Origin of the sequence: Pseudomonas sp. SMV7 (genome assembly GCF_052041995.1) — a bacterium.
In the GTDB taxonomy this organism is placed as follows: Bacteria; Pseudomonadota; Gammaproteobacteria; order Pseudomonadales; family Pseudomonadaceae; genus Aquipseudomonas.
The window spans coordinates 240,432-264,409 of record NZ_JBKGGT010000007.1 but is presented as its reverse complement, the minus strand read 5'-3'; the positions used below and the strand labels follow the sequence as shown (position 1 = coordinate 264,409).

The window sequence follows — 23,978 nt, the reverse complement described above, 5'->3', positions numbered from 1 at the left end:
AGCCAAGTAGGCGAAAGTGGATAGGCCGTCCACTTCGCGCTGTACAGACCGCACCACTGGCCCGCCGATCGCGTCGGGTTTTGGATAGATCGCTCGAGGAGCACTTTTCGTGACTGACAACAAGCTGAACAAATTCCGTGACGTCGAGATCCGCGCCCCGCGTGGCAACAAGCTGACCGCCAAGAGCTGGCTGACCGAAGCGCCGCTGCGCATGCTGATGAACAACCTCGACCCGCAGGTTGCCGAAAACCCGAAAGAACTGGTGGTGTATGGCGGCATCGGCCGCGCCGCACGCAACTGGGCTTGCTACGACAAGATCGTCGAGAGCCTGACCCAGCTGAACGATGATGAAACCTTGCTGGTGCAGTCCGGCAAACCGGTCGGTGTGTTCAAGACCCACGCCAACGCCCCGCGCGTGCTGATCGCCAACTCCAACCTAGTACCGCACTGGGCCAACTGGGAGCACTTCAACGAGCTGGATGCCAAGGGCCTGGCCATGTACGGCCAGATGACCGCCGGCAGCTGGATCTACATCGGCAGCCAGGGCATCGTCCAGGGCACCTACGAAACCTTCGTCGAGGCTGGCCGCCAGCACTACGGGGGCAGCCTCAAAGGCAAGTGGGTGCTGACCGCGGGCCTGGGCGGCATGGGCGGCGCCCAGCCACTGGCCGCCACCCTGGCCGGCGCCTGCTCGCTGAACATCGAGTGCCAGCAGAGCCGAATCGATTTCCGCCTGCAGACCCGCTACGTCGACGAGCAGGCCCACGACCTTGACGACGCCCTGGCGCGCATCGCCCGGTACACCGCCGAAGGCAAGGCCATTTCCATCGCCCTGCACGGCAACGCCGCAGAAATCCTGCCCGAACTGGTCAAGCGCGGCGTACGCCCGGACATGGTCACCGACCAGACCAGCGCCCACGACCCGCTCAACGGCTACCTGCCGGCGGGTTGGACCTGGGAACAGTATCGCGACCGTGCGCAGACCGAGCCGGCCGCCGTGGTCAAGGCCGCCAAGCAGTCGATGGCCGTGCACGTGCAGGCCATGCTCGACTTCCAGAAGCAGGGCGTGCCGACCTTCGACTACGGCAACAACATCCGCCAGATGGCCAAGGAAGAGGGCGTCGCCAATGCCTTCGACTTCCCGGGGTTCGTCCCGGCGTACATCCGCCCACTGTTCTGCCGCGGTATCGGCCCGTTCCGCTGGGCCGCGCTGTCCGGCGAGGCCGAGGACATCTACAAGACCGACGCCAAGGTCAAGGAACTGATCCCGGACGACGCCCACCTGCACCGCTGGCTGGACATGGCCCGCGAGCGCATCAGCTTCCAGGGCCTGCCGGCCCGTATCTGCTGGGTTGGCCTGGGGCTGCGGGCCAAGCTGGGCCTGGCGTTCAACGAGATGGTGCGCAGTGGCGAGCTGTCGGCACCGATCGTGATCGGTCGCGACCACCTCGACTCGGGTTCGGTGTCCAGCCCCAACCGCGAGACCGAGGCCATGCAGGACGGTTCGGATGCCGTGTCCGACTGGCCGCTGCTCAACGCGCTGCTGAACACTGCCAGCGGTGCCACCTGGGTTTCGCTGCACCATGGTGGCGGCGTGGGCATGGGCTTCTCCCAGCACTCTGGCATGGTCATCGTATGTGACGGCACCGACGCGGCGGCCGAGCGTATCGCCCGCGTGCTGACCAACGACCCGGCCACCGGGGTGATGCGTCACGCCGACGCGGGTTACCAGATCGCGATCGATTGCGCCAAAGAGCAGGGTCTGAACCTGCCGATGATCACTGGCTGACAGGCCATGGGGTGCTGCGGGCTGAGCCACGCAGCACCTTCATGGCGCCAGCTTTTTTCTTGCAAGGACTGCCGAATTCCACTTTCAAGTTTGGGAGCGTCACGCAATGAAAACCAACAAGACCTTGCTTGCTTCGCTGTTCGCCCTTGGCCTGCTCGGTGCTGCCGGTAGCAGCCAGGCCGCTGGCTGGTGCGAGTCTGGCAAGCCGGTGAAGTTCGCCGGATTGAACTGGGAAAGCGGCATGCTGCTGACCGACGTGATGCAATTCGTGCTGAAGAATGGCTACGGCTGTTCGACCGACAGCCTGCCCGGCAACTCCATCACCATGGAGAACGCGCTGGGCACCAATGACATCCAGGTGTTCGCCGAAGAGTGGGTTGGCCGCAGCGAGGTCTGGAACAAGGCCGAAGCCGCCGGCAAGGTGGTCGGCGTCGGCGCTCCGGTCGTGGGCGCGGAGGAGGGCTGGTACGTACCGCGCTACGTGATCGAGGGCGACGCCAAGCGCAACCTCGAGGCCAAGGCACCGGACCTCAAGCGTGTGGCCGACCTGGCCAGGTATTCCAGCGTGTTCAAGGACCCGGAAGAGCCCAGCAAAGGCCGCTTCTACAACTGCCCGGCGGGTTGGACCTGCGAGCTGGACAACACCAGGATGCTCAAGGAATACGGCCTGGAGAGCAGCTACACCAACTTCCGCCCCGGCACCGGCCCGGCGCTGGATGCCGCCGTGCTGTCGAGCTACAAGCGCGGCGAGCCGATCCTGTTCTACTACTGGACACCCACCCCGCTGATGGGCCAGGTCGACCTGGTCAAGCTGCAGGAAAAGGACGGCGTGGACAAGACCGTGTCGATCAAGGTCGGCCTGTCCAAAACCTTCCACGACGAGGCGCCGGAGCTGGTCGAGGTGCTGCAGAAGGTCAACTTGCCGATCGACCTGCTGAACCAGAACCTGGCGCGCATGACCAAGGATCGGATCGAGTCGCCTGCGCTGGCCAAGGCGTTCCTCAAGGAACATCCTGAAGTCTGGCAGGCCTGGGTCAGCGAAGAGGCTGCCAAGAAGATCAACGCGGCGCTCTGAGCGTCCTCAGCTGATGAGTGGAACCTATGTTTCCTGACAACCTGACATTCTCCATTGCCGATTGGGTCAACGGCTGGGTCGACGCCCTGGTGACCAACTATGGGGATGTGTTCCGGCACATCTCCGACACCCTGCTGTGGGCGATCGTCAGCCTCGAAGGCGCGCTGCGTGCAACGCCGTGGTGGTTGATGCTCGGCGTGGTGGCTGTCATCGCCTGGCACGCCACCCGGCGTGTCCTGCCGACCCTGGTGATTACCGGCCTGCTGTTCCTGGTGGGTGCCGTCGGCCTGTGGGACAAACTGATGCAGACGTTGGCGCTGATGCTGGTGGCCACGCTGATCTCGGTCCTGGTGGGCATCCCCCTGGGCATCCTGTCGGCGCGCAGCAACCGCCTGCGCGCGGTGCTGATGCCGCTGCTGGACATCATGCAGACCATGCCCAGCTTCGTGTACCTGATCCCGGTGCTGATGCTGTTCGGCCTGGGCAAGGTGCCGGCGATCTTCGCCACGGTGATCTACGCGGCGCCACCGCTGATCCGCCTGACCGACCTGGGTATCCGCCAGGTCGACGGCGAAGTGATGGAAGCGATCAACGCCTTCGGCGCCAACCGTTGGCAGCAACTGTTCGGCGTGCAACTGCCGCTGGCGCTGCCGAGCATCATGGCCGGTATCAACCAGACCACCATGATGGCCCTGTCGATGGTGGTGATCGCCTCGATGATTGGTGCCCGTGGCCTGGGCGAGGACGTGCTGGTTGGTATCCAGACCCTCAACGTCGGCCGTGGCCTGGAAGCGGGCCTGGCCATCGTGATTCTCGCGGTGGTGATCGATCGCATTACCCAGGCCTATGGCCGGCCACGCCATGAGGTGAGCAAATGAGCATGCAGCCGATCAGCAAGATCGAAGTGAAAAACGTCTTCAAGATCTTCGGCGACCGTGCCGACGAGGCCCTGCAGTTGATCCGCAACAACCACGGCAAGGACCAGGTACTGGCGCAGACCGGTTGCGTGGTGGGCGTCAACGACCTGTCGTTGTCCATCGGCAGTGGCGAGATCTTCGTGATCATGGGCCTGTCCGGTTCGGGCAAGTCGACCCTGGTACGCCATTTCAACCGCCTGATCGACCCCACCAGCGGGCAGATCCTGGTCGATGGCGAGGACATCCTGCAGTACGACATGGACGCCCTGCGCGAATTTCGTCGACGCAAGATCAGCATGGTGTTCCAGAGCTTCGGCCTGCTGCCGCACCGCAATGTGCTGGACAACGTCGCCTATGGCCTGAAGGTGCGCGGCGAGAGCAAGCAGCTGTGTGCCGAACGCGCCCAGCAGTGGATCGAGACCGTCGGCCTGAAGGGCTACGAGAAGAAGTACCCGCACCAGCTGTCCGGCGGCATGCGCCAACGCGTCGGCCTGGCTCGGGCGCTGGCGGCGGATACCGACATCATCCTCATGGACGAGGCATTCAGCGCCCTCGACCCGCTGATCCGCGCCGAAATGCAGGACCAGCTGCTGGAGCTGCAGAAGACCCTGCACAAGACCATCGTGTTCATCACCCATGACCTGGACGAGGCCGTGCGCATCGGCAACCGCATCGCCATCCTCAAGGATGGTCGCCTGATCCAGGTCGGCACGCCGCACCAGATCCTCCACGACCCGGCCGACGAATATGTCGACCGCTTTGTCCAGCGCCGCGCGGTCGCGGTATGAGAGGCAGCATGTCGCAGCTCGATACGGTCATTCTCAGCGGTGCTGCACTGCGCTGGCAGGACATCGCTGCGGTCGCCCGCCAGGGGGCACGCCTGGAGCTGGCCCCGCAGGTGTGGGCGCGCATCGACAATGCCCAGGCGATCGTCCGCCATATCGTCGCCAGCGGTGAACGCGCCTATGGCGTGAACACCGGGCTGGGCGCGCTGTGCAATGTGTCGCTGCAGGGCGAGCAGCTCAGCCAGCTGTCGCGCAACACCTTGCTCAGCCATGCCTGTGGCGTCGGCCCGGCGCTGCCCGATGAACAGACCCGGGCGATCATCTGCGCGGCCATCTGCAACTACAGCCATGGCAAGTCCGGTATCCAGCGCAGTGTGGTCGAGGCATTGCTGGCATTGCTCAACCACGGCATCACGCCGCAGGTACCGGCACAGGGCTCGGTAGGCTACCTGACCCATATGGCCCATGTCGGCGTGTGCCTGTTGGGCATCGGCAAGGTCAGCTACCGGGGGCAGGTTGTCGACGCCGCACAGGCGCTGGCCGATGAAGGCCTGGCGCCGGTACAGCTGGGCGCCAAGGACGGCCTGTGCCTGGTCAATGGCACGCCGTGCATGACCGGGCTGGCCTGCCTGGCCCTGGACGATGCCAGCCGGCTGCTGCAATGGGCCGACGTGATCGGCGCCATGAGCTTCGAAGCGCTGCGCGGCCAGATCGATGCCTTCGATCCCGAGATCATTGCCCTCAAGCCGCATCCGGGCATGCAGGTGGTGGGCGCGAACCTGCGGGCGCTGCTGGCCGACAGCGAAGTGATCGCTGCCAGCAAAGGTATCCGTACCCAGGACGCCCTGAGCATCCGCTCGATCCCGCAGGTGCACGGCGCCGCCCGCGACCAGTTGGTGCATGTGGTGCAGCAGGTCGAGGCCGAACTCAACGGCGCCAACGACAACCCGCTGCTGCTGGGCACGCCGGACGACTTCCGGGTGGTCTCCCAGGCCAACCCGCACGGCCAGTCGGTAGCCCTGGCGGCCGACCTGCTGGCGATTGCCATGGCCGAGATCGGTGCCATCGCCGAGCGCCGCCTGGACCGTCTTGTCAACCCGCTGGTCAGCGGCCTGCCGGCGTTTCTGGTCAGCAACCCAGGGGTCAACTCTGGGATGATGATCGCCCAGTACGTGGCCGCCGCGCTGTGTGCGCAGAACCGCCAGCTGGCGCAACCGGCAGTGCTCGACAACTACGTCACTTCCGGGTTGCAGGAAGACCATCTGAGCCTGGGCACCAATGCCGCGCTGAAACTGCACCAGGTGCTGGAGAACTGTTTCCAGATTCTGGCCATCGAGTACCTGCTGGCCGCCCAGGCCTTCGAATTCTTCAATGGCCAGCGCTTTGGCGTTGGCACCCATGCCGCTTGGTGCCTGCTGCGAGAGCAGGTGCCGGCGTACCTGGAAGACCGCTGGCTGGCGCCGGACATCGCCCGCGCCGCAGCCCTGTTGAAATCCTCGTTCGCGCCGCAGCCTGTGCTGCCGGCCGCGCACTGAACAATAAAAAGGAGACTCTACGTGGAAGCCCTTAACCTCATTCCTGGCCAGCTGACCCTGGCCCAGCTGCGCCGTATCCACCAGGCGCCACTGCACTTGAGCCTGGATGCCAGCGCTGCGCCTGCCATCGACGCCAGTGTTGCCTGCGTCGAGCAGATCATTGCCGAAGACCGTACCGCCTATGGCATCAACACCGGTTTCGGCCTGCTGGCCTCGACCCGCATCGCCAGCCACGACCTGGAAAACCTGCAGCGCTCGCTGGTGCTGTCGCACGCTGCCGGTGTTGGCGCGCCGCTGGACGATGACCTGGTCCGGCTGATCATGGTGCTGAAGATCAACAGCCTCAGCCGTGGTTTCTCCGGCATCCGCCGCAAGGTCATCGATGCGCTGATCGCCCTGGTCAACGCCGAGGTCTATCCGCATATCCCGCTCAAGGGCTCGGTGGGCGCCTCCGGCGACCTCGCCCCGCTGGCGCACATGTCGCTGGTCCTGCTAGGCGAAGGCAAGGCCCGCCACAAGGGCCAATGGCTGCCGGCCACCGAAGCCCTGGCAGTCGCCGGCCTCGAACCGCTGACCCTGGCCGCCAAGGAGGGCCTGGCCCTGCTCAACGGTACCCAGGCTTCCACCGCCTATGCCCTGCGTGGCCTGTTCCAGGCCGAAGACCTGTATGCCGCGGCCATCGCCTGCGGCGGCCTGAGTGTCGAAGCGGCCCTGGGCTCGCGCTCGCCGTTCGATGCGCGTATCCACGAAGTGCGTGGCCAGCGTGGCCAGATCGATACCGCTGCCTGCTTCCGTGACCTGCTGGGCGATTCCAGCGAAGTCTCGCTGTCGCACAAGAACTGCGACAAGGTTCAGGACCCCTACTCGCTACGCTGCCAGCCACAGGTCATGGGTGCCTGCCTGACCCAGCTGCGCCAGGCCGCCGAAGTGCTGGGCATCGAGGCCAACGCCGTGTCGGACAACCCGCTGGTGTTCGCCGCCGAGGGTGACGTCATCTCCGGCGGTAACTTCCACGCCGAGCCGGTGGCCATGGCCGCCGACAATATCGCCCTGGCCATCGCCGAAATCGGCTCGCTCAGCGAGCGCCGCATCTCGCTGATGATGGACAAGCACATGTCCCAGTTGCCGCCGTTCCTGGTGGAGAACGGCGGGGTCAACTCCGGCTTCATGATCGCCCAGGTCACCGCTGCCGCCCTGGCCAGCGAGAACAAGGCCCTGTCGCACCCGCACAGCGTCGACAGCCTGCCGACCTCGGCCAACCAGGAAGACCACGTGTCGATGGCCCCGGCCGCTGGCAAGCGTCTCTGGGAAATGGCCGAGAACACCCGTGGCGTGCTGGCCATCGAATGGCTGGGTGCCTGCCAGGGCCTGGACCTGCGCAAGGGCCTGAAGACCTCGGCCAAGCTGGAGCAGGCACGCCAGGCGCTGCGCAGCGAGGTGCCGCACTACGACCGTGACCGTTTCTTCGCGCCCGACATCGAAAAGGCCGTGGAACTGTTGGCCAAGGGTTGCCTGACCGGGCTGCTGCCGACGGGTGTGCTGCCAAGCCTGTAATGCCCCTGGGGCCGCACAGCGGCCCCTTCGATCTCACGACCACAAAAACAACTCAAGGACGTGACATGCAACAAGCTCAAGGTCTAAAGCGCGGCCTGTCAGCCCGCCATATCCGTTTCATGGCCCTCGGTTCCGCCATCGGCACCGGCCTGTTCTACGGTTCCGCCTCGGCCATCCAGATGGCTGGCCCGGCCGTGCTGCTGGCCTACCTGATCGGTGGCGCCGCCGTGTTCATGGTCATGCGCGCGCTCGGTGAAATGGCCGTGCACAACCCGGTTGCCGGCTCGTTCGGCCATTACGCCAGCACTTATCTGGGCCCCATGGCCGGCTTCATCCTTGGCTGGACCTACGCCTTCGAGATGGTCATCGTCGCCATTGCCGACGTCACCGCCTTCGGTATCTACATGGGCTTCTGGTTCCCGGAGGTGGCCCGCTGGATCTGGGTGCTGGGCATCGTCTTTGTGATCGGCGGCCTCAACCTGTGCAACGTCAAGGTGTTTGGCGAGATGGAATTCTGGCTGTCGCTGCTCAAGGTCGGCGCCATCGTGGCGATGATCCTGGCCGGCCTCGGCATCATGGCCTTCGGCTTCAGCCAGGCAGGCAGCGCGCAGGCGGTGGGCATCGGCAACCTGTTCGAGCACGGCGGCTTCATGCCCAATGGCGTGGGTGGCCTGATCGCCTCCTTTGCGGTGGTGATGTTTGCCTTCGGCGGCATCGAGATCATCGGCGTCACCGCCGGTGAGGCCAAGGACCCGCAACGCGTGATCCCCAAGGCGATCAATGCCGTGCCGCTGCGCATCCTGCTGTTCTATGTGCTCACCCTGCTGGTGCTGATGTGCCTGTACCCGTGGCCGCAAATCGGCAGCCAGGGCAGCCCGTTCGTGCAGATCTTCAGCAACCTGGGCATCGGCTCTGCCGCCGCGGTGCTGAACGTCGTGGTGATTTCCGCGGCGATCTCTGCCATCAACAGCGACATCTTCGGCGCAGGCCGCATGATGTATGGCCTGGCCCAGCAAGGCCACGCCCCGCGCGGCTTCGGCAAGCTGTCGAAACATGGCGTGCCGTGGATGACCGTGGTGGTGATGGGCGCTGCACTGCTGATCGGCGTGTTGCTCAACTACCTGATCCCGGAAAACGTGTTCCTGCTGATCGCCTCGATTGCGACTTTCGCCACTGTCTGGGTGTGGCTGATGATCCTGCTTACCCAGGTGGCCATGCGCCGCAGCATGAGCCGCGACCAGGTGGCCAAACTGCAATTCCCGGTACCGTTCTGGCCTTACGGCCCGGCCATGGCCATTGCGTTCATGGTATTCATCTTTGGTGTGCTCGGTTACTTCCCCGATACCCAGGCGGCGTTGTTCGTCGGCGTGCTGTGGGTGGTGTTCCTGGTGGCGTCCTACCTGCTGTGGTGCAAGCCGCGCGCCGGGCAGGGCCAGCCGGCAGCGGAGCCGGCCGAGCTACACCGTTAGCAAAGGAGATTGTGCATGACAACCCTCTGGCAGCACTGCCATGTGGCAACCATGGCCGAGGGCCGTTACTCGGCCATCGAGGACGCGGCCATCGTCACCCGTGACGGGCTGATCGAATGGATCGGCCCGCGCGCCGAGCTGGCGCCGGTCGAGGCTGAGCGCACGGTGGACCTGGGCGGCGCCTGGGTCACCCCCGGGCTGATCGACTGCCACACCCACGCGGTGTTCGGCGGCAACCGCAGCGGCGAGTTCGAGCAGCGCCTGCAGGGCGTGAGCTATGCCGAAATCGCTGCCCAGGGTGGTGGTATCGCCAGCACCGTGCGGGCGACCCGCGCAGCCAGCGAAGACGAGTTGTTCGCCAGTGCCCGTCAGCGGGTCCAGGCGCTGATGGGCGATGGCGTGACCACTATCGAGATCAAGTCCGGCTACGGCCTGGACCTGGCCAACGAACGCAAGATGCTGCGCGTGGCCCGGCGCCTGGCCGACGAGCTGCCGCTGGCAGTGCGTACCACCTGCCTGGCGGCACACGCCCTGCCGCCAGAGTATGCCGGTCGGGCCGACGACTATATCGCCCACATTTGCGACGAAATGCTGCCGGCCCTGGCCGCCGAAGGCCTGGTGGATGCAGTCGACGCCTTCTGTGAGCACCTGGCGTTCTCCCCGGCGCAGGTCGAACGGCTGTTCATCAAGGCCCGCGAGCTGGGTCTGCCGGTCAAGCTGCACGCCGAACAGCTGTCATCGTTGCACGGTTCCAGCCTGGCGGCGCGCTACCAGGCGCTGTCGGCCGACCACCTGGAGTTCATGACCGAGGAAGATGCCATTGCCATGGCCAGGGCTGGCACGGTCGCCGTGTTGCTGCCGGGGGCGTTCTACTTCCTGCGCGAGACCCAGTTGCCGCCGATGGACGCGCTGCGCCGCCACGGGGTGAAGATAGCTCTGGCCAGCGACCTCAACCCCGGTACCTCGCCAGGGCTGTCGCTGCGGCTGATGCTGAACATGGGCTGCACCTGCTTCCGCATGACCCCGGAAGAAGCCCTGGCCGGCGTCACCCTGCACGCCGCCACGGCGTTGGGCCTGGGCGACAGCCACGGCTCGCTGGAAGTGGGCAAGGTGGCCGACTTCGTCGCCTGGCAGATCGACCGTCCTGCCGACCTGGCCTACTGGCTGGGCGGCGACCTGCCCAAGCGCGTGGTGCGCAAGGGCTTCGAGATTACCCACTGAGAGAGGCACGATGGACAAGGTACTGAGTTTTCACCAGGGCCACCTGCCGCTGCTGGTCAGCATGCCGCATGCCGGCCTGAAACTGTCGCCGATGGTACGTGATGGCCTGGTCGAACAGGCACGCAGCCTGCCGGACACCGACTGGCATATTCCACGGCTGTATGACTTTGCCCGTGAGATGGGCGCCAGTGTGGTGGCAGCGGAGTACTCGCGCTTCGTCATCGACCTGAACCGCCCGGAGGACGACAAGCCGCTGTACGCCGGTGCCACCACCGGCCTGTACCCGGCCACGCTGTTCGAGGGCGAGCCATTGTTCAAGGACGGGCTGGAGCCGACTGGCGAGGAGCGCAAGCAGTATCTGGAGCAGATCTGGCGACCCTACCACGACACGATCCGTCGCGAGCTGGCGCGGCTGCGTGAGCAGTTCGGCTACGCCCTGCTGTGGGATGCCCATTCGATCCGCTCGCGGATCCCGCACCTGTTCGAAGGCAAGCTGCCGGACTTCAACCTGGGCACCTTCAACGGCGCCAGTTGCGACCCGGCTCTGGCTGAACAGCTGAAGGGGGTCTGCGCCCAGGCCCAGGGCTACAGCCATGTGCTCAATGGCCGCTTCAAGGGCGGGCATATCACTCGGCATTACGGCGATCCGGCCAACAACATCCATGCGGTGCAGCTGGAGCTGGCGCAAAGCACCTACATGGAGGAAGTCGAGCCGTTCGCCTACCGCGAGGACCTGGCGCCGCTCACTCAAAAGGTGCTGGCCCGGCTGTTGGATTCTGCGCTGGGGTGGGGAAAGGCGCGATACGGCGTTTAGCCAGGTATCGCGCCTTGGGTTCAATCGTCAGATTCGGTCTGGGTTGGCAAGCTGGGTGAGTTCACGGATCAGTTGTCTTTCCTGCTCGATCTTTATGCGTTGCAGCGCATCGAACTCGGCAGACAGGTCTTCGATGGGGGTGTCTGCCGGGTAATGGCTGGGCAGGTCGATCACGTTCGCCTGGTACGTCCGCTCGATGGCGTTGAACCGATCTGCATGGGCATGACGCAGATAACGCCCCCACTCCTGATTGTTCACCGCATACTCCAGGAAGCCTTCGCCCCGCTCGTCCTGCAGCACCTGCTCGATCACGCGTGTCAGCTCATTGTGGCTGACCTCGGCGATAGCCTCGAAGAGCATGTTGTCGTTGGGTACGCCTAGCTTCAATGGCTGGTTCGCACCCCGGCGATAAGCCAGGCGTACTTCCGCCTCGTCGCGTTCGCGGGTGCCGTCACGGGCCATTTCATCCAGGCGGCTCAGGCGGTAAAGCCGCCTGAGCTCCTGATACAGCATTGGCTCGGTGTCGGCATGTTCGCTGAGCAGTCGCCGTTCGGCGATGAGAAACTCCAGGTTCTGGAAGACCAGCAGTACGCCGTCGTGGCAGGTCTGGTTGCCAGTGTCCTGCTGGACCAGCCCCTCTTGTGCAATGTGCTCGAACAAGGCGCGCTCTTCCTGGTTGACCAGGGCTTGTATCAGGACCAATCGCACCCGTTCGGCAAACGCCACGCGGGTGTCGCCATTACGGTATGGCGCCGACTGTTGCAGACGCCCCACCAATGCCAGCAAGTTGCTTGCATCACCTGCCTCTTTAAGTCGCTGCCAGGCATCGCGCAGCGCTTCTTTCTGCAATGGGTTGCCGAGCAGCCAGCGTGCCAGGTCTGGCCTGTCTTCAGTGTCGATGGGGAAGGGATCATGCATGTGTCCCCCCGCGGGAGCATCTCCAGGCGGGCTGAAGGCGAAGGTGAACCGCCGCTGGGTCGCTGAGGACCTCCTGGCTCGGTCCATGGTCTCGGCGTTGAGTGGGTTGTCGAATAACGCAATCGACGTTACCTGAGCATCGGTGTCAGGGTTGCTGAGGATGTGTTCGGGCAGATTGGTCAGCTGATTGTCGCTGAGGTCGAGCACTTCCAGGGGTAACAGGGCATCGACCCAGTTGGGCCACTGGGTCAGGCCCATGTTGTTCAGGTCGAGACGGCGGAGGTTGCGCAATGCTCGCGGCACTTGTGTGATGTCGCCCAAGTGGTTGCCAGACAGTTCCAGCGTCTGCAGATTGCTCAGCTGGCCGAAGATGGCGAGGATCTGGTTATCGATCGTCAGGCCCATTTCATTCAAGGAAAGGTAGGTGAGTTGCGGTAGGTGCAGCAGGGTCGCGGCGAGTGCCTGGTCCGGTTGCAGGTAATTGCCCAGGGTGAGAACTTCTACCGAGCTGAAGCGCTGGAAGAATGCACTCAGTTGCGCAGCCGTGCCGCTGTTCCGCTCCATGGACAAGGCGCGAACCTGCGATTGAAAGAATGACGGTAGCCGTGGAGGAAACTGATCCAACGCGACGTCATGCAGACGTAGCGGGCTCCGCGAACCGAGTTCCACGCCGTGCCAGTAGGCATTGAGGGTCATGGCGATGCGATTGCGCATCTGCATGACCAATGGGCTCAGCGGTGCCGTCGAGGTCGATGCATTGGCCCAGCTGTGAGTGGCCCCGTGCAATTGCTCGCGTTGCTCGGTATAGGGGCGCATGCGTTCGTTCAGGGATGGCGACCGATCGAAGTGGATACGTTCAGGGCTGCGCTCGTGGTTGAGCAGGATGCGCAGCAACTGATCTTCCATGATGTCATTCCCTTCCAGGTGAACGACGGTATGGGTGAGTGTGGACTGCTCGTTACCTATGAGAAAGCCGGGCAGTGACCGGATTCGGTTGTTGCGCAGTGAAAGCTCACCGATTTGCCGCAAGGTTCGTTGAGTCAGGCTTCGAGGCCAGCTATCCAGCGACATGCTTTCAAGGCTGAGGTAGTCGAGGGTGAATCGTCCGAATTCCTCCATCACGAACGGCGAAATCTGGTTGCCATCAAGTGTGAGTCGACGCAGCTGACGCATTCCCAACAGCGCCTCGAAATCCTGGCCGGTCAAGGTCAGGCCTTGATAAGGCAGACTGAGCGACTCCAGCTGCGGGAGGTTTACGGCGATCAATTCCACGGTATGGAGGGGTGCCCTGACGCTTGCTCCATCTTCGTCGGTGCTCTGGGTGATCTCCAGTGAGCGCAGCCCGGGGAACTGCTCCAGCAGTCTTGCAAGGTTACGCTGGCGTCGCTGCATGCCTGTGGTGGCGTTGTAAAAGGGGGCGATCAGCTCAAGGCGTGTGACCCGTTCGCCAAAAAAGGTGGGTAGATTGGTTGGGAACGTGCCCATCGGGAAATGTTCCAGGCGCAGGCTTGGCGATTCGTTATTCGCCAGTTGCGGCGCATGATCATACCAGCACTGCATGAGCCGCTCGCGCAGTGAAAGGATCGCTTCGGCGTTCGCTTCTGAGCCGCGCAAGGCGGTTTGCCATGCGTCCAGGTACAGGGTCAGCGTATTCCGCTCTCGGAGCAGATCCAGCAGCAGGTCATTTACCTGACGTAAGCTCAACCCCCTTCGCTCCAAGGTATCAAGTATGCCTTCGGCAGTATTTGACGTGTGCCGAGGCAGGCCTAGCTGGTTGATCATGCGCATCAAGGTAGGCCTTCTGATGTAGTTCCCGGCTCCGCTCCCCCCTCCCAGCGGGTAACCCAGGCGACCATCAGCCAGGCGCATCGGCGATTGGTAACCCGGACGCACAGGCTGCATGCGTAACAGCTGTCTCAGCTGCGCGCGCTCAGGCAGTGGCCTCGTTTGTAACATCTGCTTGAGCGCCTGGGTATTTTTCACACCTGTTATCGCGATTGCCTGGCGCACCGAGGCAGGCAGGGCCGCTGCAAGCGCGCTGAACAGGGAATCATGAACCCGCGCCGGGTCAATCGCGTGGGTGTCGCCGACCACCACGTAGCCGTCCTTCGCGCTGAGAATGCTGGTTCGAGGCGCGCCGTTGCTATCGCCTATGCGCATGATTTCAGCGGGCATGTGACCAACTTGCTGCAGCTCGATGATCATGTCCGCTGGCCATTCGGGTATCTGCCCGAGCGTGTGCAGAATCAGCCGGTCGGCATCCCAGCTGCGTACCGTGTCCAGGTAAAGCCCCTCGCAGGCACGTGCCAGGCGCACTTGTTGCTGGTAGTGGCGCAGCTCTTGACCCATGCGCGATGGCATCCTGCCTTCGTTCAGTAGCTGAATTTCAGAGGTGGAAGCATGGCGTAGCAACTCATCGATCACAGGCTCTGGCAGACCGGGATAGATACGCCGAATCAATCGTGCCTGCGGTGCCTGGCTGCCGGGAAGTGAGCGATACTGGCGCAGGAACTCGCTGTGCAGCCTGCTGGCCGGCCAGTCGGGGTGCATCGTCCTGATATCCTGATCCAGCTTGAAACGCTGCAGGGTGTCTTGCAACAAGGCTGGCAGCCGCCCGTTTTCCACCAGGGTGCGGCGCAGGGTGTCTTCATGAAGAGCACTGACTTCGAGTATTCGCTGCAAGGTCGTTTCGTCGAAATGCGCGCTCAGGTGTCCCATGCGGTGCAGCAGGCGCGGGGCGCTCCAGCTTAGCGGTCGTTCGGTTTCGAGTAGCCAGGCACCGGCACCATTATGCAAGGCCTTGGGTTGGTAGCCCTGGGGGCGGTTCGGGTGCTCCAGGCGATAGCCATTCTCTGCCCGCTTGACCGAGAACACCCGGTCCTCGACGGGTAACCAGCTTTTGCCATCGTGGTGGAGCAGGCCGAACTCATCGGCCTTGAGCCCTGCCGGTAGTACCCGGTCATGGGCAAAGGGTGTCAGGTCGGGATACCACAGTCGGCGGTCACCGTTGGGCAACTCGACGGGCTTGAGCTCTTCGATGAAAGACGGGGTCTCGACTGGTATACGCTCGATCACGGGGCGGCCGTTGGCGGTGGAGGCCGCCGCGAGCGCAGCCATGATGCCAACGTTTTCTATCACATCCATCAGGTAGTCGAACGCTTGTTGGCGGTCGCCGTCGAGCCAACTGCCGATCCCTTCGAATGTTTCATTGGCCAATTGCACTGTCGCTACGCTGAACATCACGGCGGCTAACGGCGGTATGTAAAGACTCGCTATGTTAGCGATGGTGAGCGAGATGAACTTGAAATAGCCAAGCTGCCGCTTGGTGGTCTGGTCGTCCAGCGTCGCTGTTGGCGCGGCATGGAAAAGGCCATCATCCCTCAGGCGCTCTTGTCTTTGGGTGACTCGTTGTTCAAGAAATGGCTGTGTGAAAGGGTGCACGTATAGGGTGACCCGTGCATTGGGGTCGGGCACGCGTTCCTGGTACTGCCCATTCGCGACCCAGGTAAAAGGCTCGAGCGTGTCGGTGAGCTTGTCGAGAAAACTGTGCTTATGCCGCTCTGGTATCAGCTGCAGGCCTGCTGCGCTGCGAAATGCTGGCAGCTGTTTGAGCAGGAATGCTTCAGCATCAGCCCTGGAGGCGTGCTGGCTCAACGGCTCGGGCATGCCTGGGAGATAGAGGACCAGCCAGCCACCATAGGGGTAAGAGGCAGGCGGGAATCGCCCTGCTCCCCTTGGGATACGGGTATCGACGCCAATCGCCATCGCGCCGGTGAGCGAAGCGTGCAGCAGCTCGACGCTAGCACATAGCACGGGGTGCCCGTCGTGTTCGACCTTACTGTCGCTGTCGAGCTTGAGTAATGTTTCATGGATGGCCTTGTCGATCTTGCCCAAGAGCAGGGCCTGGTGGACGTGAAGGCGGAAAGTCGCGCGTTCTGCGGCAGCAAACACCGAGTAGACAGTCTTGGCATCAGCATGGGTGGCAGGAGGATCGAGCGAATCGAGCAGCACCTGGTACTTGCCGCCGATATCAAGCTCGCGTGCCAGCGCCGCGAAATCCTCTGCGACGATGGGCAGCTTGGCTGCCGTGGATAGCAGACTGACGTCCTGGCGATCCAGGATGGCGGATTCGTTGCTACCGGCGCTCAAGCCGCCAGGCTCTGCCTCGTAGGCCTCGAAGTTCTGCAAGGCGCTGTGCAGCAATGATTGAGTCGCCAGCTTCAGCGCGCTGGAGGAGGTTGCTAACGGATCTTCGCCGGGGCTGGAGAGCGCCTGCCTGAACGTTTTGGCCCGGTTCAGGTTCATCAGGTAAGTCTGTGAAACATCAAGCGTCGTGCCGAAGCGCTCGCTGATCGCTGTCGACAGCAGGTCTGTGGCGTACTGTTGCAGTGGCGGCACTGTCGCCAGGAGTGCCTGCAGCCTCGTTTCGGCCTGCAGGTGGTGGCCATAGGTCTGCACCAGCGCCTGGGCGACCTCCGGGTGCTCCTGGCATGCACGTTCGATCTGTGAGTCGCGCCGGGTCGCCTGGGCGCGCATGAGTTGTCGCTGTGCTGGCGTAGCATTGACAACCCAGTCGGGTAACTTGCTGGCAACAAGTTCATAGTGGAGCGGCGGGGCAGTGGTGGAAGGCTGGGTCGGGTCGATCATGGGGAAACCTCGTTTCTACAGGGATCCCCGATGCTAGTGGGCCGAGTCTGCGGCCTGTACATAAGATGATCTTGCTTATACACATGCTCTGAGGGCAATTCAGGTTTATGATGGCCCACGGCCGAATAATCCTCACACGGAGTGCGTAATGCAGACCCTGTACCCGCAGATCAAACCCTACGCCCGGCACGATCTGGCCGTGGAAGCGCCGCATGTGCTGTATGTCGACGAAAGCGGCTCGCCAGAAGGTCTGCCTGTGGTGTTCATCCACGGCGGCCCTGGGGCCGGCTGCGACGCCCAGAGCCGCTGCTACTTCGACCCCACGTTGTACCGCATCATCACCTTCGACCAGCGCGGCTGCGGCCGCTCCACGCCGCACGCGAGCCTGGAGAACAACACCACCTGGCACCTGGTCGAGGACCTGGAGCGTATCCGCGAGCACCTCGGGATAGACAAATGGGTGCTGTTCGGCGGCTCGTGGGGGTCTACCCTGGCCCTGGCATACGCCCAGACGCACCCCGAGCGGGTGCACGGCCTGATCCTGCGCGGCATCTTCCTGTGCCGGCCGCAGGAAATTCACTGGTTCTACCAGGAGGGCGCCAGCCGCCTGTTCCCCGACTACTGGCAGGACTATATCGCGCCAATCCCGCCGGAAGAGCGCGGCGACCTGGTCGCGGCCTTCCACAAGCGCCTGACGGGCAACGACCAGATCGCCCAGATGCACGCCGCCAAGGCCTGGTCCACCTGGGAAGGCCGCACTGCCACCCTGCGCCCCAACCCGCTGGTGGTCGACCGCTTCTCCGAGCCGCAACGCGCCTTGTCGATCGCCCGCATCGAATGCCACTACTTCATGAACAACGCGTTCCTCGAGCCGGACCAGCTGATCCGCGACCTGCCGAAGATCGCCCACCTGCCGGCAGTGATCGTGCATGGCCGTTACGACGTGATCTGCCCGCTGGACAACGCCTGGGCATTGCACCAGGCCTGGCCGAACAGTGAGCTGAAGGTGATCCGCGACGCCGGCCACGCGGCTTCCGAGCCTGGTATCACCGATGCCCTGGTGCGCGCTGCCGACCAGATGGCTCGGCGCTTGCTCGACCTGCCCCTGGAAGAAGCATGAAGGGCCTGCTGCAGCGTGTGCGTGGCGCACGGGTCGAAGTGGCAGGGGAAGTCGTCGGCGCCATCGACCAGGGGTTGCTGGTGCTGGTGGCGGTCGAGCCTGAAGATTCACGTGAAAAGGCCGACAAGCTGTTGCACAAACTGTTGAACTACCGCGTGTTCAGCGACGAGCAGGGCAAGATGAACCTGTCGCTGAAGGATGTTGCCGGTGGGCTGTTGCTGGTTTCCCAGTTCACCCTGGCAGCAGACACCCGCAATGGCATGCGCCCGAGCTTCTCGACGGCGGCACCACCGGCCCTTGGTGCCGAGTTGTTCGACTATCTTCTGCAGCAGGCGAAGGCCCTGCATGGTGACGTCGCGAGCGGGCAATTCGGCGCGGATATGCAGGTGCACCTGGTCAATGATGGCCCCGTAACATTTATGTTACAAATATGAGGTCGAAAAACCCCGTGTTCACAGGAAAACAAGGGGTTTTGTACGATAAATAGTTGTTCCAGCCTGATGCGTTGTAACGCGACCTGCTGGATAATCGCGCGCTGCATGGACCTGCGTTCGCAGGTTCGTTTCACTCTGACTCGAGCATTGTCTGGATCCGTTTGGGGAATCATTACGCCCTCACGGGGTCCGAACAGTGCTCGCCAACCCGGCATTTGTCGCTGGCCGTTGGTTTCATGATCTGTTTTCGGCGAGGGTTGCTCGTGATTGTTAGTCCCCAAAAAGCATCAAGAATCCCCGGTGTTCGGTTACGCAAGGCCTTGATGGCCGGCGTGGCAGTGGTCGGCCTGATGAGCGCGGGCCAGCTGTGGGCATTCAATCTTGACGATGTTGCAGCCAAGGCAAAGGATCTGGCCGGCCAGAAGTACGAAGCACCGAAAAGCAACCTGCCGGCGGTGTTCCGCGACATGAAGTTCGCGGACTACCAGAAGATCCACTTCCTGCAGGAAAAGGCCGAATGGGCCAAGGACAAGACCCCGTTCAAACTGTCGTTCTATCACCAGGGCATGCATTTCGACACGCCTGTGAAGATCAACCAGGTCACCGCCACCAAGGTCGAGGAAATCAAGTACGACCCGAGCCGCTTCGAGTTCGGTGACGTGCCGCACGACCCGGAAACCACCAAGAACCTCGGTTACGCCGGTTTCCGCGTGCTGTACCCGATCAACAAGGCCGACAAGCAGGACGAGATCATGACCCTGCTTGGCGCCAGCTATTTCCGTGTGGTCGGCAAGGGCCACGTGTACGGCCTCTCGGCCCGTGGCCTGGCCATCGACACGGCGCTGCCGTCGGGTGAGGAGTTCCCGCGCTTCACCGAGTTCTGGGTCGAGAAGCCCAAGCCGGCCGACAAGCACCTGGTGATCTACGCACTGCTGGACTCGCCACGTTCCACTGGCGCCTACAAGCTGACCCTGCGTCCGGGCAACGACACGGTGGTCGACGTGCAGTCCCGCGTGTTCCTGCGTGACCACGTCAGCCGCCTGGGCATCGCCCCGTTGACCAGCATGTACCTGTTCGGCCCCAACCAGCCGTCCAAGGTCCTCAACTATCGCCCGGCCCTGCATGACTCCGAAGGCCTGTCGATCCATGCGGGTAACGGCGAGTGGCTGTGGCGTCCGCTGAACAACCCGAAACACTTGGCCGTCAGCAACTTCAGTGTCGAGAACCCGCGCGGCTTTGGCCTGATGCAGCGTCAGCGCGCCTTCAGTGACTACGAAGACCTCGATGACAACTACCAGAAGCGCCCGAGCGCCTGGATCGAGCCGAAGGGTGACTGGGGCAAGGGCACCGTCGACCTGGTCGAAATCCCGACTGCCGACGAGACCAACGACAACATCGTGGCGTTCTGGAGCCCGGAAAAGCTGCCTGAGCCAGGCAAGCCGTTCGAGTACGCCTACCGCTTGCACTGGACCATCGACGAGCCGAAGTTCCAGGCGCCTGAGCTGGGCTGGGTCAAGCAGACCCTGCGCTCTACCGGTGACGTCAAGCAATCCAACCTGATCCGCCAGCCTGACGGTAGCGTGGCCTTCCTGGTCGACTTCGCCGGCCCGACGCTGGCGGCCTTGCCGGAAGACACCGCGGTGCGCAGCCAGATCAGCGTCGGCGACAACGCCGAGGTGGTCGAGAACAACTTGCGCTATAACCCAGAGACCAAGGGCTGGCGCCTGACCCTGCGTCTGAAGGTCAAGGAAGCCAACAAATCGACCGAAATGCGTGCCGCGCTGGTGCGTGACGTGCCGGTCGAGACCGCCAAGCCTGCCGCGGATGCCAAGCAGGACAAGGCCGCAACCAAGCATGCCAAGGCCGACAAAGCCGCCAAGGCCGAACAACCTGCCGCCGATGCGGCACCCACCAACGGGACCCCGGCCACCACCGAGAAGGTGCTGACCGAGACCTGGAGCTATCAGTTGCCTGCCGATGAGTAACTCAAGCGCAAGGCCGGAATCGCTGCGCGAATATCTGGCCCACCTACCACTGAGCGACGAGCAACGGGCGGAACTCGCCAGTTGCACGTCCTTCAGTGAGCTGCACCAACGCCTGGCGGCCAACCCGGCCGCCAGCTCTGCCGAGGCCGTGCAGGCCTCGGTGGGCCCGCGCCTGACCGTAGGCAGCGCCGCCGAGCTGGAAGACGCCGAAATGCTCGGCGTCGACGGCAGCGGCCGGCTGTGCCTGAAGATCGCCCCGCCGATCAAGCGCACCAAGGTCGTGCCCGAGCCATGGCGCACCAACATCCTGATCCGCATGTGGCGACGCATGACCGGCCGTGCCAATGCGCCACAGCCGCCCAAGCGCGAGCTGCCGCCGGCACGCTGGCGCACGGTCGGCTCGATCCGCCGTTACATCCTGCTGGCACTGATGATCGGCCAGACCATCGTCGCCGGCTGGTACATGAAGGGCATCCTGCCTTACCAGGGCTGGTCGTTCGTGGACTTCGACGAAGTCGTCAACCAGCCGCTGTGGGACACCGTGGTACAGGTGTGGCCGTACGCCTTGCAGACCTCCATCCTGGTACTTTTCGGCATCCTGTTCTGCTGGGTGTCGGCAGGTTTCTGGACCGCACTGATGGGCTTCCTCGAGTTGCTCACCGGGCGCGACAAATACAAGATCTCGGGGAGCAGCGCCGGTAATGAGCCGATTGCGCCCGAGGCGCGTACCGCGCTGGTGATGCCGATCTGCAACGAAGACGTCCCGCGGGTGTTTGCCGGCCTGCGCGCAACGTTCGAGTCGGTAGCCGCCAGCGGCAACCTCGACCGCTTCGACTTCTTCGTGCTCAGCGACACCAACGACACCGACATCGCCGTGGCCGAGCAACAGGCCTGGCTGGACGTGTGCCGCGAAACCAAAGGCTTCGGCCGCATCTTCTACCGTCGCCGCCGGCGCCGGGTGAAGCGCAAGAGCGGCAACCTCGACGACTTCTGCCGTCGTTGGGGTGGCGAGTACAAGTACATGGTCGTGCTTGACGCCGACAGCGTCATGAGCGGTGAGTGCCTGAGCAGCCTGGTGCGTCTGATGGAGGCAAACCCGGACGCCGGTATCATCCAGACCGGGCCGAAGGCCTCGGGCATGGACACCCTGTATGCGCGCCTGCAGCAGTTCGCCACCCGCGTGTATGGCCCGCTGTTCACCGCCGGCCTGCACTTCTGGCAGCTGGGCGAGTCGCACTACTGGGGCCATAACGCGATCATCCGCATGAAGCCGTTCATCGAGCACTGCGCCCTGGCGCCGTTGCCGGGCAAGGGCGCGTTCGCCGGTGCGATCCTGTCCCACGACTTCGTCGAGGCCGCGCTGATGCGCCGTGCCGGCTGGGGCGTGTGGATCGCCTACGACCTGCCGGGCAGCTACGAAGAATTGCCGCCGAACCTGCTCGACGAGCTCAAGCGTGACCGCCGCTGGTGCCACGGCAACCTGATGAACTTCCGCCTGTTCCTGGTCAAGGGCATGCACCCGGTGCACCGCGCGGTGTTCCTGACCGGGGTGATGTCGTACCTGTCGGCGCCGTTGTGGTTCCTGTTCCTGGTGCTGTCGACCGCGCTGCTGGCGACCAACACGTTGATGGAGCCGCAGTACTTCATCGAACCGTACCAACTCTACCCGCTGTGGCCGCAGTGGCACCCGGAGAAGGCCGTGGCGCTGTTCTCCACCACCATCGTGCTGTTGTTCCTGCCCAAGCTGCTCAGCGTCATCCTGATCTGGGCCAAGGGCGCGACCGAGTTCGGTGGGCGGATCAAGGTCACCCTGTCGATGCTGATGGAGATGTTGTTCTCCATGTTGCTGGCGCCGGTGCGCATGATCTTCCACACCCGCTTCGTGCTGGCCGCGTTCCTCGGCTGGGCAGCGACCTGGAACTCGCCGCAGCGTGACGACGACTCCACGCCCTGGAGCGAAGCCGTGCGCCGCCACGGTCCCCAGACCCTGCTGGGTATTGCCTGGGCGGCGCTGGTGGCCTGGCTGAACCCTAGCTTCCTGTGGTGGTTGGCGCCGATCGTCGGTTCGCTGGTGCTGTCGATTCCGGTTTCGGTGATTTCCAGCCGCACCCGCCTGGGCCTGGCGGCCAAGGATGAGAAGCTGTTCCTCATCCCTGAGGAATACGCAACGCCGCAGGAGTTGCTGGCCACCGACCAGTACACCCACGAAAACCGCTGGCATGCCCTGCATGATGGCTTCGTGCGCGCTGTGGTCGACCCGCGGCAGAACGCCCTGGCCTGCGCCATGGCCACGGCCCGTCACGGCCAGGCGGCACCGATCGAGGCGCTGCGTGCCGAGCGTGTGGCCAAGGCGATGGAGGTAGGGCCGAAGGGGCTGGACCTTAACACCCGCCTGGCCCTGCTCAGCGACCCGGTGGCGTTGAGCCGCCTGCACGAGCAGGTGTGGGCCGAGCACAACGCGGCGTGGATCGATGTGTGGCGTGCATCGATAAAGAACGACCCGCATTCGCCGCTGTTGCCGCTGCATCCGGAGAATGAAGGCCAACCGGCACTCGTCGGCGCCTGATCGGGCCTCTTCGCGGGCACGTCGGATCGCCGCACCGCCGCTCCCACAGGTACAGCGCATGCCTCAAAGGCTGTGCAGTAACTGTGGGAGCGGCGGTGCGGCGATCCGACGTGCCCGCGAAGCTTTTAAGGCCTTGCCTCGATTTTGGCCAACAAAGTCCCCCCCAGCTCTAGGTCCCCGGGCCGCCATGCGTTAGCATCCCTCTCCGACATGCCGCATCGGCCAGTACGGCCGTGCCAACAATAAGATTCGCTACTTTTCTTGCTAGGGGACCTGGTGATGATCAAGAAATACCTTTCGCGACTGCTGGTCGGTGTCACCGCCCTGGTCGCCGTGACTGCGGCCCAGGCCGGAGCCATTGATGACGCGGTCAAGCGCGGCACCCTGCGGGTGGGCATGGATCCGACCTACATGCCGTTCCAGATGACCAACAAGCGTGGCGAGATCATCGGCTTCGAAGTGGATATCCTCAAGGCCATGGCCAAGTCCATGGGCGTCAAGTTCGAGCCGGTGTCCACCGCCTATGACGGCATCATCCCGGCCCTGCTGACCGACAAGTTCGACATGATCGGCAGCGGCATGACCCTGACCCAGGAACGCAACCTGCGCCTGAACTTCAGCGAACCCTTTATCGTGGTCGGCCAAACCCTGCTGATCCGCAAGGAGCTGGCGGGCGAGATCAAGTCGTACAAGGACCTGAACAACGAGAAGTACCGCCTGACTTCCAAGCTGGGTACCACCGGTGAAATGGTCGCGAAGAAGCTGATCGGCAAAGCCAAGTACCATGGCTACGACAACGAGCAGGAAGCGGTGATGGACGTGGTCAACGGCAAGGCCGATGCCTTCGTCTACGACGCGCCTTACAACGTCGTGGCAGTGGAGAAAGCCGGTGCCGGCAAGCTGCTGTTCCTCGAAGAACCCTTCACCTACGAGCCGCTGGCCTTCGGCCTGAAGAAAGGCGATTACGACAGCATCAACTTCATCAACAACTTCCTGCACCAGATCAAGCATGACGGGACCTACGATCGTATTCACGACAAGTGGTTCAAGAACAAGGACTGGCTGAAGGAAATGGAGTAAGGCCCAGGCCACAAGCCCGGCTTTATGACCCCGACGCGCAGGCAAACCCTGCGCGTTCGCATTTACGGA

General features: G+C 63.5%; 15 protein-coding genes. 14 read left to right on the top strand and 1 reads right to left on the bottom strand.

What is annotated here, in order from left to right; all coding sequences use genetic code 11:
* The first annotated feature begins 109 nt into the window (after positions 1-109).
* From hutU to hutG, 9 genes are all read left to right on the top strand, one after another.
* Complete coding sequence (hutU, locus tag ACLEJP_RS11815) at positions 110-1,789, top strand: urocanate hydratase (protein ID WP_440806574.1); 1,680 nt, start codon at positions 110-112, stop codon at positions 1,787-1,789.
* 106 nt (positions 1,790-1,895) lie between these two features.
* Complete coding sequence (locus ACLEJP_RS11810; RefSeq protein WP_440806573.1) at positions 1,896-2,864, top strand: ABC transporter substrate-binding protein; 969 nt, start codon at positions 1,896-1,898, stop codon at positions 2,862-2,864.
* A 26-nt stretch (positions 2,865-2,890) separates the two neighbouring features.
* Entirely contained in the window at positions 2,891-3,742 is an 852-nt protein-coding gene (locus ACLEJP_RS11805; RefSeq protein WP_170033255.1) for an ABC transporter permease, read from the top strand.
* Entirely contained in the window at positions 3,739-4,569 is an 831-nt protein-coding gene (locus ACLEJP_RS11800; protein WP_170033254.1) for a quaternary amine ABC transporter ATP-binding protein, read from the top strand. The genes ACLEJP_RS11805 and ACLEJP_RS11800 overlap by 4 nt, the downstream gene beginning before the upstream one ends.
* An 8-nt stretch (positions 4,570-4,577) precedes the next feature.
* Positions 4,578-6,101 carry an HAL/PAL/TAL family ammonia-lyase gene (locus ACLEJP_RS11795; protein WP_440806569.1) on the top strand — a complete coding sequence of 508 codons (1,524 nt, stop codon included), beginning with the start codon at positions 4,578-4,580 and terminating at the stop codon, positions 6,099-6,101.
* A 21-nt stretch (positions 6,102-6,122) separates the two neighbouring features.
* Positions 6,123-7,655, top strand: coding sequence for a histidine ammonia-lyase (hutH, locus tag ACLEJP_RS11790; RefSeq protein WP_440806567.1), 1,533 nt, complete (start codon positions 6,123-6,125; stop codon positions 7,653-7,655).
* Positions 7,656-7,720: 65 nt separating this feature from the next.
* Positions 7,721-9,124, top strand: coding sequence for an amino acid permease (locus tag ACLEJP_RS11785; protein WP_440806566.1), 1,404 nt, complete (start codon positions 7,721-7,723; stop codon positions 9,122-9,124).
* A 15-nt stretch (positions 9,125-9,139) separates the two neighbouring features.
* Positions 9,140-10,345, top strand: a complete 1,206-nt coding sequence (hutI, locus tag ACLEJP_RS11780) for an imidazolonepropionase (protein WP_440806565.1) — start codon at positions 9,140-9,142, stop codon at positions 10,343-10,345.
* A 10-nt stretch (positions 10,346-10,355) separates the two neighbouring features.
* Entirely contained in the window at positions 10,356-11,159 is an 804-nt protein-coding gene (gene hutG, locus ACLEJP_RS11775; RefSeq protein ID WP_440806563.1) for an N-formylglutamate deformylase, read from the top strand.
* Between the two features lie 27 nt (positions 11,160-11,186).
* Here the strand turns inward: hutG and ACLEJP_RS11770 are convergent, their stop codons facing one another.
* On the bottom strand, positions 11,187-16,724 hold the full coding sequence (locus ACLEJP_RS11770; RefSeq protein WP_440806561.1) for an NEL-type E3 ubiquitin ligase domain-containing protein: 5,538 nt from the start codon (positions 16,722-16,724) through the stop codon (positions 11,187-11,189).
* A gap of 148 nt (positions 16,725-16,872) precedes the next feature.
* Between ACLEJP_RS11770 and pip the strand changes: the two genes are divergently transcribed.
* From pip to ACLEJP_RS11745, 5 genes are all read left to right on the top strand, one after another.
* Positions 16,873-17,844, top strand: a complete 972-nt coding sequence (pip, locus tag ACLEJP_RS11765) for a prolyl aminopeptidase (protein ID WP_186672301.1) — start codon at positions 16,873-16,875, stop codon at positions 17,842-17,844.
* The gene (gene dtd / locus ACLEJP_RS11760) at positions 17,841-18,278 is read left to right on the top strand and encodes a D-aminoacyl-tRNA deacylase (protein WP_440806558.1); all 438 of its coding nucleotides are present in this window, start codon (positions 17,841-17,843) and stop codon (positions 18,276-18,278) included. Before pip ends, dtd begins: the two co-directional genes overlap by 4 nt.
* A gap of 263 nt (positions 18,279-18,541) precedes the next feature.
* Positions 18,542-20,263, top strand: coding sequence for a glucan biosynthesis protein G (locus ACLEJP_RS11755; RefSeq protein WP_318782834.1), 1,722 nt, complete (start codon positions 18,542-18,544; stop codon positions 20,261-20,263).
* A complete protein-coding gene (gene mdoH, locus ACLEJP_RS11750) occupies positions 20,256-22,829 on the top strand; it encodes a glucans biosynthesis glucosyltransferase MdoH (RefSeq protein WP_289133606.1) in 2,574 nt (857 codons plus the stop codon). Before ACLEJP_RS11755 ends, mdoH begins: the two co-directional genes overlap by 8 nt.
* A 282-nt stretch (positions 22,830-23,111) precedes the next feature.
* The gene (locus ACLEJP_RS11745; RefSeq protein WP_225780759.1) at positions 23,112-23,909 is read left to right on the top strand and encodes a transporter substrate-binding domain-containing protein; all 798 of its coding nucleotides are present in this window, start codon (positions 23,112-23,114) and stop codon (positions 23,907-23,909) included.
* The last annotated feature ends 69 nt before the right edge of the window (positions 23,910-23,978 follow it).

Excerpts from the sequence above, each read along its gene's own strand:
- ACLEJP_RS11785 (WP_440806566.1), top strand. The coding sequence starts at position 7,721 with ATGCAACAAGCTCAAGGTCTAAAGCGCGGCCTGTCAGCCCGCCATATC.
- mdoH (WP_289133606.1), top strand. The coding sequence starts at position 20,256 with ATGAGTAACTCAAGCGCAAGGCCGGAATCGCTGCGCGAATATCTGGCC.
- pip (WP_186672301.1), top strand. The coding sequence starts at position 16,873 with ATGCAGACCCTGTACCCGCAGATCAAACCCTACGCCCGGCACGATCTG.
- ACLEJP_RS11770 (WP_440806561.1), bottom strand. The coding sequence starts at position 16,724 with ATGATCGACCCGACCCAGCCTTCCACCACTGCCCCGCCGCTCCACTAT.
- hutG (WP_440806563.1), top strand. The coding sequence starts at position 10,356 with ATGGACAAGGTACTGAGTTTTCACCAGGGCCACCTGCCGCTGCTGGTC.
- dtd (WP_440806558.1), top strand. The coding sequence starts at position 17,841 with ATGAAGGGCCTGCTGCAGCGTGTGCGTGGCGCACGGGTCGAAGTGGCA.
- ACLEJP_RS11810 (WP_440806573.1), top strand. The coding sequence starts at position 1,896 with ATGAAAACCAACAAGACCTTGCTTGCTTCGCTGTTCGCCCTTGGCCTG.
- ACLEJP_RS11800 (WP_170033254.1), top strand. The coding sequence starts at position 3,739 with ATGAGCATGCAGCCGATCAGCAAGATCGAAGTGAAAAACGTCTTCAAG.
- ACLEJP_RS11805 (WP_170033255.1), top strand. The coding sequence starts at position 2,891 with ATGTTTCCTGACAACCTGACATTCTCCATTGCCGATTGGGTCAACGGC.
- hutI (WP_440806565.1), top strand. The coding sequence starts at position 9,140 with ATGACAACCCTCTGGCAGCACTGCCATGTGGCAACCATGGCCGAGGGC.
- ACLEJP_RS11795 (WP_440806569.1), top strand. The coding sequence starts at position 4,578 with ATGTCGCAGCTCGATACGGTCATTCTCAGCGGTGCTGCACTGCGCTGG.